At 30.3% G+C, this 17046-nt stretch carries 18 protein-coding genes; 5 read left to right on the forward strand and 13 right to left on the reverse strand.

Annotated elements, in window-relative coordinates; genetic code table 11:
- The first annotated feature begins 1 nt into the window (after nt 1).
- The 5 genes from LS81_RS00695 to mrdA all read left to right on the forward strand — a co-directional run bounded on the left by LS81_RS00695 (nt 2) and on the right by mrdA (nt 5012).
- Nucleotides 2-271, forward strand: a complete 270-nt coding sequence (locus LS81_RS00695) for a hypothetical protein (protein WP_034347663.1) — start codon at nt 2-4, stop codon at nt 269-271.
- 118 nt (nt 272-389) lie between these two features.
- Nucleotides 390-698: a c-type cytochrome gene (locus LS81_RS00700; protein ID WP_034317938.1), complete on the forward strand. Its 309-nt coding sequence runs from the start codon at nt 390-392 to the stop codon at nt 696-698.
- Nucleotides 699-1100: 402 nt separating this feature from the next.
- Nucleotides 1101-2150 carry a D-alanine--D-alanine ligase gene (locus tag LS81_RS00705; RefSeq protein WP_034347664.1) on the forward strand — a complete coding sequence of 350 codons (1050 nt, stop codon included), beginning with the start codon at nt 1101-1103 and terminating at the stop codon, nt 2148-2150.
- A gap of 595 nt (nt 2151-2745) precedes the next feature.
- Entirely contained in the window at nt 2746-3222 is a 477-nt protein-coding gene (locus LS81_RS00710; protein ID WP_034347665.1) for a hypothetical protein, read from the forward strand.
- A gap of 2 nt (nt 3223-3224) precedes the next feature.
- Entirely contained in the window at nt 3225-5012 is a 1788-nt protein-coding gene (gene mrdA, locus LS81_RS00715; protein WP_034347666.1) for a penicillin-binding protein 2, read from the forward strand.
- Nucleotides 5013-5194: 182 nt separating this feature from the next.
- Here mrdA and LS81_RS11810 read toward each other — a convergent pair whose 3' ends face one another.
- The 13 genes from LS81_RS11810 to LS81_RS00770 all read right to left on the reverse strand — a co-directional run bounded on the left by LS81_RS11810 (nt 5195) and on the right by LS81_RS00770 (nt 16841).
- Nucleotides 5195-5629 carry a hypothetical protein gene (locus tag LS81_RS11810; RefSeq protein ID WP_233715833.1) on the reverse strand — a complete coding sequence of 145 codons (435 nt, stop codon included), beginning with the start codon at nt 5627-5629 and terminating at the stop codon, nt 5195-5197.
- Nucleotides 5630-5642: 13 nt separating this feature from the next.
- Nucleotides 5643-6368, reverse strand: a complete 726-nt coding sequence (locus LS81_RS11815) for a glycosyltransferase family 10 domain-containing protein (protein ID WP_233715834.1) — start codon at nt 6366-6368, stop codon at nt 5643-5645.
- A 43-nt stretch (nt 6369-6411) separates the two neighbouring features.
- On the reverse strand, nt 6412-7371 hold the full coding sequence (locus tag LS81_RS00725; protein ID WP_034347428.1) for a type IV pilus twitching motility protein PilT: 960 nt from the start codon (nt 7369-7371) through the stop codon (nt 6412-6414).
- A complete protein-coding gene (locus tag LS81_RS00730; RefSeq protein ID WP_034347430.1) occupies nt 7368-7826 on the reverse strand; it encodes a hypothetical protein in 459 nt (152 codons plus the stop codon). Before LS81_RS00730 ends, LS81_RS00725 begins: the two co-directional genes overlap by 4 nt.
- A gap of 3 nt (nt 7827-7829) precedes the next feature.
- Nucleotides 7830-8333, reverse strand: a complete 504-nt coding sequence (locus LS81_RS00735; protein WP_034347432.1) for a type II secretion system protein — start codon at nt 8331-8333, stop codon at nt 7830-7832.
- Between the two features lie 288 nt (nt 8334-8621).
- Nucleotides 8622-9212 (reverse strand): toxin-antitoxin system YwqK family antitoxin, encoded by a 591-nt coding sequence (locus LS81_RS00740; protein WP_052096623.1) that lies wholly within the window; start codon nt 9210-9212, stop codon nt 8622-8624.
- A gap of 561 nt (nt 9213-9773) precedes the next feature.
- Nucleotides 9774-11681: a molecular chaperone DnaK gene (dnaK, locus tag LS81_RS00745; protein WP_034347434.1), complete on the reverse strand. Its 1908-nt coding sequence runs from the start codon at nt 11679-11681 to the stop codon at nt 9774-9776.
- A 21-nt stretch (nt 11682-11702) separates the two neighbouring features.
- Nucleotides 11703-12266 (reverse strand): nucleotide exchange factor GrpE, encoded by a 564-nt coding sequence (gene grpE / locus LS81_RS11710; protein ID WP_034347436.1) that lies wholly within the window; start codon nt 12264-12266, stop codon nt 11703-11705.
- 127 nt (nt 12267-12393) lie between these two features.
- Nucleotides 12394-13215, reverse strand: a complete 822-nt coding sequence (locus tag LS81_RS00750; protein ID WP_034347437.1) for a heat-inducible transcription repressor — start codon at nt 13213-13215, stop codon at nt 12394-12396.
- Between the two features lie 464 nt (nt 13216-13679).
- Nucleotides 13680-14231: a hypothetical protein gene (locus LS81_RS00755; RefSeq protein WP_034347438.1), complete on the reverse strand. Its 552-nt coding sequence runs from the start codon at nt 14229-14231 to the stop codon at nt 13680-13682.
- Between the two features lie 9 nt (nt 14232-14240).
- Nucleotides 14241-15008, reverse strand: a complete 768-nt coding sequence (gene truA, locus LS81_RS00760) for a tRNA pseudouridine(38-40) synthase TruA (RefSeq protein ID WP_034347439.1) — start codon at nt 15006-15008, stop codon at nt 14241-14243.
- Nucleotides 15008-16006, reverse strand: coding sequence for an LptF/LptG family permease (locus LS81_RS00765; protein WP_237022181.1), 999 nt, complete (start codon nt 16004-16006; stop codon nt 15008-15010). Before LS81_RS00765 ends, truA begins: the two co-directional genes overlap by 1 nt.
- Nucleotides 16007-16016: 10 nt before the next feature.
- A complete protein-coding gene (locus LS81_RS00770) occupies nt 16017-16841 on the reverse strand; it encodes a prepilin peptidase (protein WP_034347440.1) in 825 nt (274 codons plus the stop codon).
- Between the last annotated feature and the right edge of the window lie 205 nt (nt 16842-17046).

Genomic DNA, 17046 nt, shown 5'->3' on the forward strand with positions numbered 1-17046 from the left:
AATGAAATATGATAAAGTCAAAATAGAGCAATGGATCAAATCATTTAAGATAGCCCTTATTGAAAATAATATACAAGAGGCTTTTGCACTCACGCAGAATCTGCCTTTTAACACAGCTATATCCATGGAAGGTGCGGATAAAGAGATGATAGAATACCTGGATATAGCAAAAGAGCTTATATCTCAAACTATAGAACTGCTAGAATCTAGTCGTCATGATACACGACAGCAAATAGAAAAAATACGACAAGCAAAAAAATTTTTCTCTTAAGCTAATATTCCCAATTTATTGATTTTATTGTTTCTCTATATTTTTTACTATTCTTAAGCTTTAAATAACAAAAAAAGTGTATAATTGGAGGCCAATCAAACTATAGAAAGGATAGATTATGAGAAAGTTGTTACCATTAATGGTTGTTGTAAGTTTGGGTAGTATTGCATTTGCAGCGAGTGATCCAGCTGCGATCATTGCAAAGCAGTGTAAGACTTGCCATGGTGCGAAAATGGAGAAATCTTATCTTAACAAAACAAAAATTCCAAATACTCTAAGCAGCAAAGAGATTAAAGAAGATTTGCTTGGGTATAAGGCGGGAACACTTAATCGCTACAAAATGGGTGCTCAAATGAAGGCTCAAGTTGCAAAACTTAGTGAAGAAGATATTGAAGCATTAGCAAACTATATCCCTACACTAAAATAATTTATTTCTTCATACTTTAGTTGCAAATGAAATACCATTTAGCAGACTAAGGTTTCTTTAAAATCCTTATAATATCAAAACATGGTATTTCATTGTGCATTAAAGATGCTAACTCTTTAGTTACATTTTCATAAAGAAACTTCTTGATTGTTATAGCAGTTACATTCTTTATATAATAAGTTTTAATTAAGATGTTTGGGTGGATTTTTACAATAATTAAAATGAATTATATATAAAATATTACAGGATTTAAACCTAATAAAACTTAGCCTTAAGTCTAAATATTATGCAGAAGTCTACTTGCATTATTCTATATAGATTTCAAACTATTTTATAAATTATTGCTTTTCAATTCAACATAAAATATAGTAAAATTATAAAAACTCTCATAAAGGAAAAAAATTGAATCTTAGCGTTATATTTGGTGGTGTAAGTTATGAACATGAGATAAGTATTGTAAGTGCTATTACCATGGCACAAAAACTTGGTAAAAATATCAAAATCACACATTTTATTTTTCTTGATTCTAATCATGACTTCTATCTTATAGAATCTAGTAATATGAAATCAAAATATTTTAGCACCCTTTCTTACAAACAAGCAAAAAAAATTGAAATTGGTATGGGTGGATTCTATGAGATAGGTTTTCTGGGTAAGAAAAAATTATTACATACAGGCTTATTGCTTAATCTTATACATGGTGGCGATGGCGAAGATGGTGTGCTTTCTGGCTTATTTGACTTTTACAAGATTGCATATATTGGACCACGACTTGAGGCTAGTATGCTAAGCTACAATAAAAAATTAACAAAGTTTTACGCAAAAGAGTGCGGTGTAGAAACCCTCCCTTACTATGTATTAAGACGAAATGAAGATTGTAAAATTCCTTTTGAGCCACCTTATATCATTAAACCTACATGTCTTGGGAGTTCTATTGGCGTATGTATAGTCGAAGATTCTGCAAAGCTTTCTTATGGACTTGATTGTGCATTTGAATTCAGCGATGAGGTTATTATCGAACCTTTTAAGAAAGGGATAAAAGAATATAATCTTGCAGGCACAAAAGTAAAAGATGAATTTATATTATCACTTATTGAGGAGCCAATAAAGAAAGATTTACTAGGTTTTGATGATAAATATTTGGATTTTTCTAGGACAGAAGAGGTTAAAAGTGCAGAAATTACAGAATCTTTGACAAACAAATTACATGAAGAATTTAAGAAGATTTATAATACAATCTTTGAAGGTGCGCTTATACGATGTGATTTTTTTGTATCTGAAGATAAGATTTATTTAAATGAGATTAATCCAGTGCCTGGTAGCATGGCAAATTATCTTTTTCCTGATTTTGAATCTGTTTTAGAAAAAATTGCTACTTCATTACCAAGAAAACATACAATCAAGATAAATTACCAATATATCAATCAGATACAACATGCAAAGGGTAAATAAGCCAAGATTATAAAGTTTTAACCTCATCTTTTAGATTTTCTAAGCTTATAAAGGTTGATTAAAAATCTTGGGGTTGTCTTTCTTATCCATAAATTACACATGAACAACTATTAAAAAATATCTTAAGTTTTTAAGTATCAAGCAAACTAGTATATTTTCTTAAATTAGCTTTACATATTCATTGTTATTTGACTTAAAATAAAATATAGGCTTAATTTGCTGTATTTTTATATTCATTCATTTCTATTATCTAATTCTTTTTATTATTCCATATCTATATTTGCATAAGCTATCCTAACTTATTGTTATATTAAGTTTTTCATATTAATCTTATCAATTCTTAATTCAAAAGAGAGTAAATTGTGGGTTGCAATATTAATTTATTAATTCAAAATATCAATATACTATTTATATAAAATTTTTGCATTTAGTTATCAAAACCCATATACATAGGAACACGGAGTTATTTTGTGTTGTTAATATCTCTTTAAGTCATGTTATTTAGGTGATTAAGGGAATGAAATTATATTATAATATAAAATACGTTTAATATATTAAAATATTTATATACAATAATCTAAAAGAGTATTTAATTATGACTTATAAGCAAACAAAAATAAAACATATATTGTTTATTATTTTAGGTATCATGGCTTTTTTGATCTATGTTTTATTGAGCGATATTTATCCTATATTACCACCACTGATGGGGGTATTATTCCTTGTATTTCACAAACACTACAATGATGAAAAATTTTATATACCAACAATTCTTCTTGCCTGTTTATTTTTTTATGAACTTGATAAAAGCCTACTTGTTGGAATTATCCCTTGTGTGTTTTTTATCGTGCGTTTCTTTATCGCAGATCAGTTGGAATCTATTATGGTTATAAATGCAACTTTTATCCTTATATACATCTGTTCTTTATATCTACTTTATTTTGCAGGTTTGCTACTATGTAATATTTTATTTCAAACTCCCATGCTTTCAGCATCGACAATCTATATTTATTATCTTGCAATAGATTATATCCTTGCATTGTTATACTACTACCTTATTATTAAAGAGTGATAATGAAAAATATACCACAAAGTTTTCGAATTCTATATACTATTTTTGGTGTTGTCTTTGCTATTATCATTGTAAAACTTTATATACTTGCAGTTGCAAGACATGAATACTACAATAAACTTTCAGTAGCAAACACAATTAAAACAGAAATTCTTATACCAACTAGAGGACAGATGCTTGATAGGAATGACGAACCACTAGCAATAAATGAGCTAGGTTTTACCCTTTCATTACGCAATCGTCTAAGCAAAGAAGAATTAGAAAGCAATATTAATTTTATTGCTGCTCATATTATCGATGTAGATGCAGAAGAATTATTAAAAACTTATCAAAAATTCAATAGCATTTATCGTCGCACACCTGTTACGCTTATAGACTTTGTTTCATATGCACAAATGCAGATTATATATCCTGCTATGATACAAGAAAAAAATATTATTATAACTCCAACAACAAAAAGATATTATCCAAACAATTCGTCAGCTGCACACGTTATAGGTTATATTGGTGCGAGTGATGTGCGTGATAGAGAAAATGATCGCGTTTCACGATATACAAAAATTATTGGTAAACAAGGTATCGAAAAGCAATACAATGAATTTTTGCAAGGACAACTTGGTGAAAAAATCATACAAGTAAATAACCTCAACCAGCAATTACGTTTAATCGAAGAAACACCTGCAACAAGCAATAATGATATGAAATTAAGCCTTGATATGCGTTTGCAAGAAAAACTTGATTCTGTGTTTAGTGAGCACAACGGTGCGGGCATTATTATGAACGCACACAATGGTGAGATACTTGCAGCTGGGAGTTATCCAGAATATAATATTAATGATTTTGTTGGCGGAATCTCCCATAAAAAATATAAGGCTTTACTAGAAAATCCCCACAAACCACTCATTAATAAGCTTATTAGTGGTCAATATCCACCTGGTTCTGTCATTAAAATGGGAATGGCTCTAGCTTTCTTAGAATTTACAGATACCACAGAAAAAACAATTATTTCTACACCACCATATATTGAAGTCAACAAACATAAATTCCGCGATTGGAAGGCTGGTGGGCATGGCAGTGCTGATATGTATAAGGCAATTAGAGAAAGTGTTGATGTGTATTTTTACAAACTTGCACAAATTGCTGGTATAAATAATATTGCTCTTATAATGAATAAAATGGGTTTTGGACAAAAAACAGGTGTTGATTTGCCTTATGAAAACTCTGGAATATTTCCAACACCAGAATGGAAAATGAGAAACTACTCACAGCAATGGTATGTAGGTGACACCATTGTTACTTCTATAGGGCAGGGGTCCTTTCTCTCTACGCCTATGCAAGTTGCACGTTATACAGCTCTCATTGCAAGTGGTAAGCTTGTAACACCACATTTTGCCAAAGAATTAGGTGGCAAACCAATAATTATGCCTACAAAGGACGTATTAACAAGATTTGAACACTCTAAGCTACCTGCTTTACGACTTAGTATGCATCAAGTATGTTCAGAGCCCTCTGGTACTGCTTATCGCGTAACACAAGGAGCAAAAGTAAGTCTTGCTTGTAAAACAGGGACAGCACAGGTTGTAGGTATTTCACAAGATGCAATACGTAGGAAAAAAGAAGCTGATATGGAGTATTGGCATAGATCACAAAGTTGGATTACCGCTTTTTTACCTTATGAGAATCCAAAATATGTAATTACAATTTTAATTGAGCATGGCGGTAGTGGAGGGCGTGGAGGTCCTTTACTTGTGCAACTTGCAAATGCCCTGCGTGAGCTTGGGTATGTGTAATTCTGATATCTATTCTTTGACTTATGTGCTTAAAAAACTATAATCTATAATTGACTTTTCAACATTCTTTAGATGTTCAAATTCTAGTCTATGATTATCATCCAAAACTAAATAAAACATGTAATAACATAAAATCTCTGTATACTATGTAAGTGTTTGTTATGGTATTCATCAAAACACCTCTATTTTCTACGCAAAAAACGCATACAATTTCTAGGAAACTCAGAAATATTACGAATTCCTTGAATAATTTTTTTGTGCCTAAAACAATAATGAAGAAAATCTGATGAGATATTCTGATATTTTGCACTAGCTCGTTTAAATTCTAAATGTGTTCTTAGCCAATACCCATCACCGCACCTTTTTGCCTGGATAGCCCCCTGCGAAATAATATGGTTAAAAAATATAGTAATCTTTGTAATATAAAACTCATATGGATTAAAACCATTGAGAAATATAGGTTCTCTTAACATTTCCTCAAAAGCATAAGAATCATTATCAATTCTTTTTATTTCTTCTATTAAATCTTTAAAAGTTGGAAAATCGTGTGCGTTGATAAAGGCTTTTGGATTTATTTCATAATCAATGAGTGAGTGAGAAATATAAGGAATTCTCATATCAAAGATATCATTACCCCCCCCCCCCCAGATTGTCTATATTTTGATCTTTAAAATCCATACATATATCTTTCTTATTATTTGCTACATTTTTATGGTTTCTAAGGCTTGTATCTCCCCAGTAAATTGGCACACAACCAGCTAAAAATGCATCAAATAACTTTTCTGTGAGATAGCCAGGATAGCTTGAGTTTTCAAAACAAAGATTAAATTTATAAGACTTTAACCATTCTATTTTATTATCAATATTCCCGCCAATATTGTTTTTCCATCTACCACCAGAATCCACTTTTTTGTAATTGCTTAAGGCTTCAAAAAAATCATCGCGTTTGTTTGTTAATCCTTTATTACTTACCACAAAACTGCAAAATTTTTCCTTTTTATCCAGTAAACTTATCCTATTATCCATTTCTTTTTGTCGGATTCTATCATAAAAACCCCAAAACATATAAGGTAATCTTAAATGTCTATCCTCAAATTCAATATAATCAAAATCTATACTATAATCTGCTACATTATAATCTGGGCGAATATTCTCTGCAGTATAAAAAATACGCACACAATCATATTTTAAATGCTCATATCCACAAGGTCCATAAAGAATGAAATCAGGCTTATCACTATATATTACATCATATTTCTTTTGTAGTATCTGAATAAGAGAATTATTGTAAAAATTTTCTTCGCAATCTTTATTCCACCAGTCAAGAACTCGCATTTTTACTTGCTGTTTTTGCATATATTTCCTTAAACCTAACATATCAATAAAGCTTCAGATTATATCATATTTTACTAAAATGTTGCATACCAATTGATTTACCCATAGAAATTTGAGAATCTAACTGCCATATTTTGTCATCTTTAATAAGTGCGCTGACTGCTGCAGTTGCAAGAAGGATCTCAAAATCAGCCATCAGTCTTTCCCCATCTTCATAAAGCCCTTGTGTAACAATACCCCGCAAGCATGCTGAAAGATTCGCATGTATATTAATATCACGTTGTCTCATACCAATCATGCGTGTTATAGCATCCATGCAATTATGTGCATGAAAACTTGCAAGTACTAAATGCCCACTTAAAGCATGAACGATTGCAAGTTCTAAGACTTTTGCATTCAGAATCTCACCGATTAAAATCACATCAGGATCTTCTCTTAAACTTGCGATAAGACTGGTTTCAAAATTATTAGAGTGGATACCAATTTCTCTTTGACTAATTAAAGATTTATCATTTTTATGAATATATTCTATTGGATCTTCTAATGTCAGTATATGTTTTCTTGCATGTGTATTAATGTAATGTATCATAGCTGCAAGTGTTGTGCTTTTACCTGCCCCAGTCGTGCCACATACAAGGATTAAGCCACTTGTATTTTCACAAAGCTTTGCTATAGCTGATGGAGCTTGAATAGATTCTAAAGTTGGTATTTGATTGTTATATACACGGATAGCATAACATATCCCATTTATAGCCTCAAATTTACTAATACGACATCGCACATCTCCGATATAAACGCTACAACTTTGCTCATTTTGGAGTGTATCACAAAGCCCTTCTATCGCTTCAAATACTACTTGAGACATAACTTTCGAATCTTCATGATAGTTGTAAGGGAGGATTTGTTTTTTGACACGGAAGTAAATTCTAATATCTTTTATATCATTTCCTATCATATTAAATTGCAGATGTATATCATTGGCATTATATCTTATAGCATCATTTATAATTTGCGTTAAAATCATATATCTCCTTTCTCTATATCTACAATATATCGTTTAGCATATCGTAGTGGATGTGTACTTAATAATGTTTGTGAGTGGATAGAAATATCTAATACTTGCGCTTTTATATCATGTTGCGACTTTTCTTCCTTTATAGTTTGGTCATGAAAAATATATTCTCCATAGAAATATGGATCAAATTGTATAGAATCTTTTTTGCAAGATTGACTATCGTATTGCTTATAACATTGCAGGGCAATATCATGCAAAGTTTTTGCATATAAATGTGATTGTTTTTGAAAATAAAGCATGAGCATAATATCTTGCTTTACACTTAGTGTTCGCACTGTATGCAGGACACTAAGACTTATAGCAAGTGTGACAAGCAAAGCATAAAGACTGATAAAACCATGTTTTATTTGAAACTTACATTTTACACATATAAAATCACTTCCTTTAGTATCTCTTATCAGCATAGTTTACCTTACTTTTTCAATCAATATAGAATCTGATATACACATATAAAAAGAGCAGATACTATATGAGAGAATATCATGTGAATTTACTTGCATTCTATCAAACTGCATGCTTTTAACATTATGTAATAATATAGCATTATTAAAATAAAGATTATTATTTTGCAATGTTAAAATAGATTTTGTGGTTTGCAGGGAAAAATTCATATACTCATTTTGTTCTGTCTCAATAAATAGCTCTTTATATTGTTCCCATGTTATATTGTTTTGTGTTATTGCGATACTTTCTGGCTTAATACTACCTAGCTGTCTATTAATAAAAAGTTGTGTTTCAAAAAGGCTGGTATTTGTAACAAGGAAATGTTGTATCGTATAGTTTTGTGCTTTTAAAGCACTTATACTCCGCATAAGACTTACACCCAAGATTCCAATAATAAATATCGCTAGTAATACTTCAAGAACACTAAAACCATTCTTTGTATTGATAATATTTTCTCTATATTGCAAGTAAAACTCATATTATGTTTTTAATTCTCATGATATTGTAGCATATTTGCGATATTTAGCTATTACACCATTATATTTTAATAAGCTCATCCTTAGTAAAGATTCCACGTATAAAACTTAAATGCAATGTTTGTAATGCCACATATCACAAAAGAATAACACTAAAGATCTTAAAGATAATATAGAACAATACTCTATGAGAGTTCTTTATCCTTATAGAATCCACACAAAACCATACTTTCAAAATTATTTTTCTAATTTAGAGAGTTATCTTTTAAGTGTTAAATTTTAACGTTTGGAATTAAGTAATTGTATATCACAATATTGCACTTGATTTTTATTAACCACCATAGACCAAAATTGACTTGTTTCACCGCGTTTTAGATTAAATTTTTTACTTCCACATTTTACAAACTGCAACACGCCATTCTCATCATAATGTGCCACTGCTGCTAACTTACCATCTTCAAAGTATATTTTATGATCCCCCTTGCCATCCCCATTCATTATAACACCCTCTAATTTAAGCTTCCCGCTTGCATAATACACTTTTACATTACCATTTTCCTCATCATCTTTAAATGGGATTTCAGAGAGAATATTGCCATTTTCATAGTATCGCCTTTCGATACCATTTTGTTCATCATTTTCATAGGGTATTTCAAGCTGAAGTTTCCCATTTGGATAATATTGCCTTGCAATACCATTTTTTTGACCATGTTTATAAGGCATTTCTAATCCATCCTCACGATACACAACGCAGCCATTTTCTCTGTCCGTATCATTTTCACACTCTTTTAGCTTTTTTGCATATAAACCTTGCCATGCAAGAGCACTTATAATCCCAAAACTCACTACCATTCTTCTGATACCATACATATAAAACTCCTACTCAAACAAAATATTCTAATTTTATAAAAAATAAAATAGATTAGCAAGAATAAAAATGAATAGAATAATATTATCTTATTAGAGATCTTATAATAGTTGTATTGGTTTTATTGTTAGTTTTGTGTGTAGCGCAATATTCACACATACAAGCAATTTGCTTTCAATAGAAAAATTATCTTTTATAACATGAAAATTATTAATATTAGATATCAATAAAAATATAATCATGTATATATTAAAAAGCTCTCCTTATAGTTAAAACACACATAGTGAAAAAACAAACAACAGATTTATTATTATAAGATTCTAAGTTTAAGTAAGAAATGGGTATGCTTAGCTTAAGTATAATTCTAATTGTAAGATAAAATCTATATAAATAATTAATGTTTATTTCTGTAAGAATATAAAATAATAAGTTTTATATGATACATGTTGTAATAAAAATACAAATGTGATACATAAAATACATATGTAACACATTTTACATAGAAGGGCTATTTAGCCATGCAAACTTTTAAAGCATAACTATTTAGCACACCAACCTTATATTTACTTCTCATCAACCACTTCAGCATCAATCACATCATCATCTTTTTTCTTTACTTCATTTTGCTGTGTGCCCTGTGGATTTGCTCCAGCATTTGCACCTTGTGCTGCTGCTAATTTTGCAAAAACTTCATTTAGCTCTTTTATTTTAGATTCTATATCTGCTTTACTCGCAGACTCATTTTTTAGAACCTCTTTTAATGAATTTTTTACATTTTCAGCTTCAGCTAATACACTTTCATCGATTTTACCTTTATTTTCATCTTTACGCATTTCTTCTATGCTTTTTTCGACTTGATAGACAAGATTATCCCCTTGATTTCTTGCTTCTATTGCTTCTTTACGCTTAGAATCTTCTTCTTTATGTAACTCAGCATCTTTTACCATTTTTTCAATTTCTTCTTCAGATAAACCACTTGAGCCTGTGATTTTGATCTCTTGTGATTTACCTGTATTTTTGTCCTTTGCTGACACAGTTAAGATTCCATTTGCATCAATATCAAGTGTTACTTCGATTTGTGGCACACCTCTTGGTGCTGGTGCAATACCTTGCAAATCAAAATTTCCAAGTTTTTTATTATCCCTTGCAAGTTCTCTTTCACCTTGGAAAATCTGTATAGAAACTGCAGGTTGATTATCTTCAGCAGTAGAAAAAACTTGTGATTTTTTCGCAGGGATTGTTGTGCCTTTTTCAATGATTTTTGACATTACGCCACCCAAAGTTTCAATACCAAGACTTAATGGTGTTACATCAAGCAAGAGCACATCTTTAACATCACCTTTAAGTACCCCGCCTTGAATAGCTGCGCCAACTGCTACAACCTCATCTGGATTCACAGATTTATTAAGCTCTTTACCGATAAATTCTTTTACACGTTGCTGTACTTTTGGAATCCTTGTAGAACCGCCAACCATAACAACTTCGCTAATCTCACTTTTATCAAGCCCTGCATCTTTAATTACAGAATCAATCTTTTTAATAGTATCTTCAATAAGACCATTAATTAGTGTTTCAAACTTTGCTCTTGTAAGTTTTTTCACTAAGTGCTTTGGTCCACTTGCATCTGCAGTAATAAAAGGTAGATTAATCTCTGTTTCAGTTGCACTGCTTAACTCTTTTTTTGCATTCTCTGCAGAATCTTTTAATCGCTGCAATGCCATAACATCATTTTTTAAATCAATGCCTTCATCATTTTTAAATTCTTCACTTACCCAATCAATAATTTTGTTATCAAAATCATCGCCACCTAAGAATGCGTCTCCACCAGTTGCCAATACTTCTACAACATTATCACCTGTTTCTAGTACAGTAACATCAAATGTTCCGCCACCCAAATCATATACCATGATTTTTTCAGAATCTTTTTTATCCAAACCATAAGCAAGAGCAGCAGAAGTAGGCTCATTAATAATTCTTAATACATTCAATCCTGCGATTGTACCTGCTTCTTTTGTCGCTTTTCTTTGTGCATCATTAAAGTATGCTGGCACGGTAATAACTGCTTCTGTAACACTTTCACCAAGATAGCTTTCTGCATCTTCCTTGATTTTCATAAGAATCTTTGCTGAAATTTCTTGCGGAGTATAGATTTTATCAGCAATTTCTACTGCACAAGCTCCATTTCTATCAATGATTTTATAAGGCAGCCTCTTTTCTGCTTCTTTTGCCTTATCTTCATTAAACATAAGCCCCATAATTCTTTTAATAGAATAAATAGTTTTTTGCGGGTTTGTAATAGCCTGTCTTTTTGCAGGTTCACCTACTAAAATCTCACCTTTATCTGTAAAAGCAACAATCGAAGGAGTCGTATTTTTTCCTTCTTTATTTGCAATAATTTTGCCTTCATTTCCTTCAAAAACCGCCATTGCTGAATTTGTTGTTCCTAAATCAATTCCTATAACTTTACTCATATTATACCCTTTCAAATAAAATTAATTTTTTACAATACTTACCATTGCTGGACGCAATGTTCGCTCTTTATATTTGTAACCTTTTTGCAATACTTGTTTTATTGCACCATCTTCCTTTTCATCATCTTTTACTTGCATGATAGCATCATGTAAATTTGGATCAAAACCATTTTCTGTGTTAATTACCTCTACCCCATGCTTACTCAAAACCTTATTAAAATTACCAAGCACAAGATTTAAACCCTCTGCAATCTTATCACCACTAGGCAATGCATTTGCAGATTCTAAAGCCTTTTCAAGCGTGTCGATAACAGGTAACAAATCCTTTAAAATGTTTTGATTTGCATATTCAAGAGCTTGTGCCTTTTCCTTTTCAAGCCGCTTTTTTACATTCTCAAAATCCGCATGTGTGCGTAAATATTGATCTTGCAAATCTTTTATTTTTTGCTCCAATATATGTTCATCTTGCTCAAACTTTGCAATTTCTTCTGAATCTATTTGAGATTCTATATTATTTGTTTCATCGCTAGCTTGAGTAGATTCAACATCATTAGATACTTCTTCATTTTCTATATCTTTTGACATATATACTCCTTTCTCTTTTATTGAAGATTCCAAGTTACCTTCTTATCACGTTAGTAAGGAGTTCCTTATCATTTAAAAAACTCCTTACTAACGTCTAACAATAAGATTCTAATAACTTAAAGAATCTTTATACAAAATTATTAAAACCTAATTTTGTATAAAAACTCTTGTAATCACATAGCAAACCGCCAATACACATCATTCTTGCTTGATATATATTGTGTGTCTTTGCATTTTCATATAAAACATCATGTATGATGGCTAAATGCCCATTTGACACAATATGATCAAAGTAAATTCCATTACTACATGATAAAAGTGTTTTACCCTGTATTGCATTAAGATATTGCGTTGCGTTGTTTTGCGCGATAGTGCCTATATACTCGCTACCACACTGAAAACAATGCTCTTCAGAATCTACTTGCAACAACGCCATAAGCTTTCGCCTTAACTCACCTGCACCAACTTCACTTGCAACCTTTAGAATATCATGTATATCTGTTAGCACAAAAGATTCTAAAAAACGTTGTAACGCTTCAGAATATTGAATTAATGTTTCACCACGACTAAATTTTAAGATAAGATAGCCATGCGTATTTATTACAGATTCTAAGCGATTATCATCTTTTGGAATCACAATACAATAGATTGCATAATCTGCGCTTAGAGTTTGCAATTTTGTTGTATTAATTACTACCTCATTCTGATATACATGTTGCAATACATTTTTCCAATATGTATATAAGGTGGCCTCTGTTGGAATTCGGCCGCTACTAATATGTGGTTGGAATAAAGCACCTTCTTTTTCTAAAATTTTAAAATAATTGCGAATGGTAGCAGATGAGACAGAGAGATTTTGTCTTGATTTTAAAAACTCTGAACCAATAGGCTCTTTGCTCTTAATATATTCTTCTATAATTCCAGTAAGCAACTCTCTCTTTATACTCATGCAAAACCTCATTTGCAAAAATTTGAATGGTATTATAACATAAAAAGTAAATAGAATTAGCACTTGATATAAAAAATTGCTAAATTTTTAAAAAACTTTAGTCAATATATATAAACTTTTATTATTTATAAAACTTAGAAATTTTATATACATATACTAAATAATATATTTTATGGATGATAAATATTATTAGTAAAGTTTATAGTTTTTAGAGAAAAAGATAATAAAGTATAGAAGATCTATTGCTTTTTTACTCATACATCTTATAAGTAAAGCTATTGGGATTTCTGTAGGTATTTAAAAATAAAATTGCTTTAGTAAGAAAAAAGAAATAGATTTCAAAAGGCTAGATTCTATAAGTTTTTCTGTATATCATTAAGGCTAAAACTAGTTTATTTTCTTGGTTTAATGGAATTTAGTTAGAGTATTTGTTTATTTTTAGTTTTTGAATGCAAATATTTCTATCAGTCCTTAGGAGTATTATTCTTTAATGTATCATAAATTTTTTGTGAAAGCTCATTAAAAAGTAATTCAATTTGCCCACTTAAAGCTGGGTTTGTCTGCTGTATAACTTCTTGCATTTTTTGTTGTTTGATGGCTTCAATCATATCTACATTTGCTTGATTTGATGATATGGGTTTAGATTGTTGTGCATGAATTTTTTTTGCCTGATGTGTCGTTTTATTATATTTTAGTTCATTTTGCTGTAATGCATGCATATCTTTTTGAAAAATTTGAGCTTGTTTTGCATTAACATGGCTGTAAAACTCATGAAGTTGAAAAAACATTTCATAAACACTGCATGGGATACGCAAATCACTCCCAATTACACAAATTGGAATATGTGTGAATTTCTCTTTTGTGAGCACAGAATCTGTAATAATGAAATCTGCCTTATCAATTGCACTTAAATGCCCTTTCAAATAAAATCCAAGTGATAAAGATAAAAATATATTTTTACATGCTAGATGAATTTTTACATCATCTTCAGCAATGCTTGGTTGTAATTGTTGCATAATTCTACCTTATTTATATAAAATGCGGTGAAGATATAACCCGCATGCTGGGGCTAATTCTCTCACACATAAATTTGTCTCTAATGTTACATCATTTTGTATTTGACGTCTAAGATTTTGCAATGTAATTCTACCTAAACTAAACTCAAAACAAGCTTTAAGCATAATTCTTACTTGCGAACGCAAAAAACCATTTGCTCCAATATGCACGACAAAACACGGAATATTATGAATTTTTGCTGGAAAAATATGTGTTTTTAGAATGGTTCGTATAGAATCTTTTGTTTCACTACCATTTTTTTTAAAAAGTGTGAAGTCATGTGTGCCTATAAACTCGCATAAAGCAGTTTGCAATAAAGTAATATCCCCATGTTTTACCTTTGCAATATAAGCATTATAAAAAGGCAGTATTTCTTCTTGCGTAAAAATATAGCGATAAAATCTCACTTTTGCACTAAAACGTGCATGAAAGCTGGAATCTGCAATAAATATCTGCTTAATCAATATAAAAGGATATAATCTATCATTAAGTAATTTTTGCATTTTTTCTAATGACATAAATAAGTGGGCATGAAAATTAATGACTTGGTTTGTTGCATGCACATTTTTATCTGTGCGACCACTGCCTATAATATGTGTTTTTATGCCAATCTTTTGCAAAGTAAGTTCAAAAAAGTCCGCTACGCTAAGTAAGCCATCTGTATGGTTCTGATGACTAAAACCGCAAAATTTTGATCCATCATAGGCAATAATACAAACAATATTACTAAGGCTCATTAATAAAATCTCTTAATATATTTCTTATATAGATAATAACCTGCAAAAAGCCAAATAAATGGTAATAATAAGCTTAATGCAGGAAAATTCATAGACAATATATACATGGCTAAAAGATAAAAGCTACCACTACCTAATACATAAAAATATGCATAATTTTTATGGAATCTAGGATTTTTAATTCCAAAAAAGAGTATAAAAAATACACTAACAAGAGGAAATAAAGATGTGCAAAAAGACTGCGAGAATCTTTTTAATTGTTTATGATCCCCTTGAAATGCACTTGCCCAATATGTAATAACATTATATTCACTCTCTTGTGTGCTCTCAAGAAAGTTACGCACAACCATCTCTTTAAATTCTATTTTTTGTAAGAAGTCTTTATCACTAAAATATGCTTCTCCATCATATAATACAAGCTCTAAAATACCTTGTCGATTTTCTATCTTGCCTGTCTTTGCGATAATAAAATTATCATTTATTTGTTCTGTTGTATTTGCGTATAAGACAAGCCCATAAAAAACATTTTTATCTTTAGAATCAACATATACAAGCCAATCACCAATCCTCTGCCCAAAATCACCAGGCTTCAAATCTATATTGATTTCATTTTTTTTTAAATTAATAAAATCTTTGTATGCTTGTTTGGAATTTGGCGTCATTACAAAAGAAAACATGCAAAGCACAAAACTCACTAAAATACATAAAGGTAATAATATGCGTATAATATCTTTAGGACTAACTCCAAGAGAAAAAAATACAAGCATTTCAGATTCATAAGAAAGCTTACTTAAACCTAAAATACACGCACTATAAAAAGTGAGAGCAATGACAAAAAAAGTATTTGCTGGAATACCATAGAGATATAACCACACTAAATCAATCATACCTAGTTTTACGCCATTTGTTAGCATAGCAATATTTAGTAGCAGAATAATGGACGCAATAAAAAACAAAACAAAAAAGAAAGGGAAAAACATTTCACCAATGGCACGCATTATGTATTTTTTAAGCAACATGATATACACTCACACATAAAAAACTAAGTGACAAAAAAGGGATAAAAGGAATTTGCAAATTTATTTTAGAATGTTTATTTTCAAATGTTTGTGAGTAATCTGGATGTTTTTGCATTTGCAAAGAAGTAGGGTTATTATCGCATGAATGAGTTGTTAGCATATCTTTGTCTTTGGAATCTAAAATAGGTATTTTTTTTCTTATTTGCCTCACTTTATAATAATAAAAGAAAATACCCATCATAGACGCTAGGCATAATACCTCAAAAATAAAACTTATCTGATATAAAAAAAAAGATTCTAAAAGAATTGTAAGACTAGCAATAATCCATACATCGCCCTCACCTATATATTGTTTTCTTCCTACCAAATGCAACATAAAATACACCCCATATATAACACCCAAGACACTAAAAGGATAAGAATCATAATAATGATGTGTTAAATAATAGAGAATATTAGCACAAATAAAAAGAATGGCGAGTAATATATTTGGAACACGTTGTGTATAAAAATCAAGTATGCTTAATATATGTAAAAGCATAAAACATATATAAGAGCAAACTATTAATACGATAGAATCTTGTATTCTGATGTCATAGATTATATGTAGATATTCTATTGTTCCATAGGCACAATACATCCCTATAATGTATGCAAAGATTATATAAAAACAAATAAGTAAATAATGTAATGTCTTGCGTTTTAACATCTTATAAGACATGCTAAGCTGAGTCATGAAAAATCCCAATACAACACGCCACAACAAAGAGCAAAATAATATGCTTACGCTTAGATATAAAATATTAGTAAGCATATTTTTCCTTTATAACCTTAGTTTGGAATGTAAAAAAAAGAGTTTTTACTTTTATATAAGTTTTAAAATGAGATATATAAACTCTACCTTTTAATCAGATATATTTTCTTGATAACATCTAGCTTTTCTTGCAAATGATACAAAAAATTCACTTTAGAATTTGCATTTGAAAGTTTAAAGTGATTTAATCTTGCTTTTAAAAACA

The organism is Helicobacter trogontum (assembly GCF_000765905.2).
Lineage (GTDB): Bacteria > Campylobacterota > Campylobacteria > Campylobacterales > Helicobacteraceae > Helicobacter_A > Helicobacter_A trogontum.

Bases quoted from the DNA above. Each gene is read 5' to 3' on its own strand.
- LS81_RS00730 (WP_034347430.1), bottom strand. From the start codon at position 7,826: ATGCTGATAAGAGATACTAAAGGAAGTGATTTTATATGTGTAAAATGT.
- truA (WP_034347439.1), bottom strand. From the start codon at position 15,008: ATGAGCCTTAGTAATATTGTTTGTATTATTGCCTATGATGGATCAAAA.
- LS81_RS11810 (WP_233715833.1), bottom strand. From the start codon at position 5,629: ATGAGAATTCCTTATATTTCTCACTCACTCATTGATTATGAAATAAAT.
- mrdA (WP_034347666.1), top strand. From the start codon at position 3,225: ATGAAAAATATACCACAAAGTTTTCGAATTCTATATACTATTTTTGGT.
- LS81_RS00750 (WP_034347437.1), bottom strand. From the start codon at position 13,215: ATGAGTATAAAGAGAGAGTTGCTTACTGGAATTATAGAAGAATATATT.
- LS81_RS00765 (WP_237022181.1), bottom strand. From the start codon at position 16,006: ATGCGTGCCATTGGTGAAATGTTTTTCCCTTTCTTTTTTGTTTTGTTT.
- LS81_RS00710 (WP_034347665.1), top strand. From the start codon at position 2,746: ATGACTTATAAGCAAACAAAAATAAAACATATATTGTTTATTATTTTA.
- LS81_RS00695 (WP_034347663.1), top strand. From the start codon at position 2: ATGAAATATGATAAAGTCAAAATAGAGCAATGGATCAAATCATTTAAG.
- grpE (WP_034347436.1), bottom strand. From the start codon at position 12,266: ATGTCAAAAGATATAGAAAATGAAGAAGTATCTAATGATGTTGAATCT.
- LS81_RS00725 (WP_034347428.1), bottom strand. From the start codon at position 7,371: ATGATTTTAACGCAAATTATAAATGATGCTATAAGATATAATGCCAAT.
- LS81_RS00755 (WP_034347438.1), bottom strand. From the start codon at position 14,231: ATGCAACAATTACAACCAAGCATTGCTGAAGATGATGTAAAAATTCAT.
- LS81_RS00770 (WP_034347440.1), bottom strand. From the start codon at position 16,841: ATGCTTACTAATATTTTATATCTAAGCGTAAGCATATTATTTTGCTCT.
- LS81_RS11815 (WP_233715834.1), bottom strand. From the start codon at position 6,368: ATGCAAAAACAGCAAGTAAAAATGCGAGTTCTTGACTGGTGGAATAAA.
- LS81_RS00740 (WP_052096623.1), bottom strand. From the start codon at position 9,212: ATGTATGGTATCAGAAGAATGGTAGTGAGTTTTGGGATTATAAGTGCT.
- dnaK (WP_034347434.1), bottom strand. From the start codon at position 11,681: ATGAGTAAAGTTATAGGAATTGATTTAGGAACAACAAATTCAGCAATG.
- LS81_RS00700 (WP_034317938.1), top strand. From the start codon at position 390: ATGAGAAAGTTGTTACCATTAATGGTTGTTGTAAGTTTGGGTAGTATT.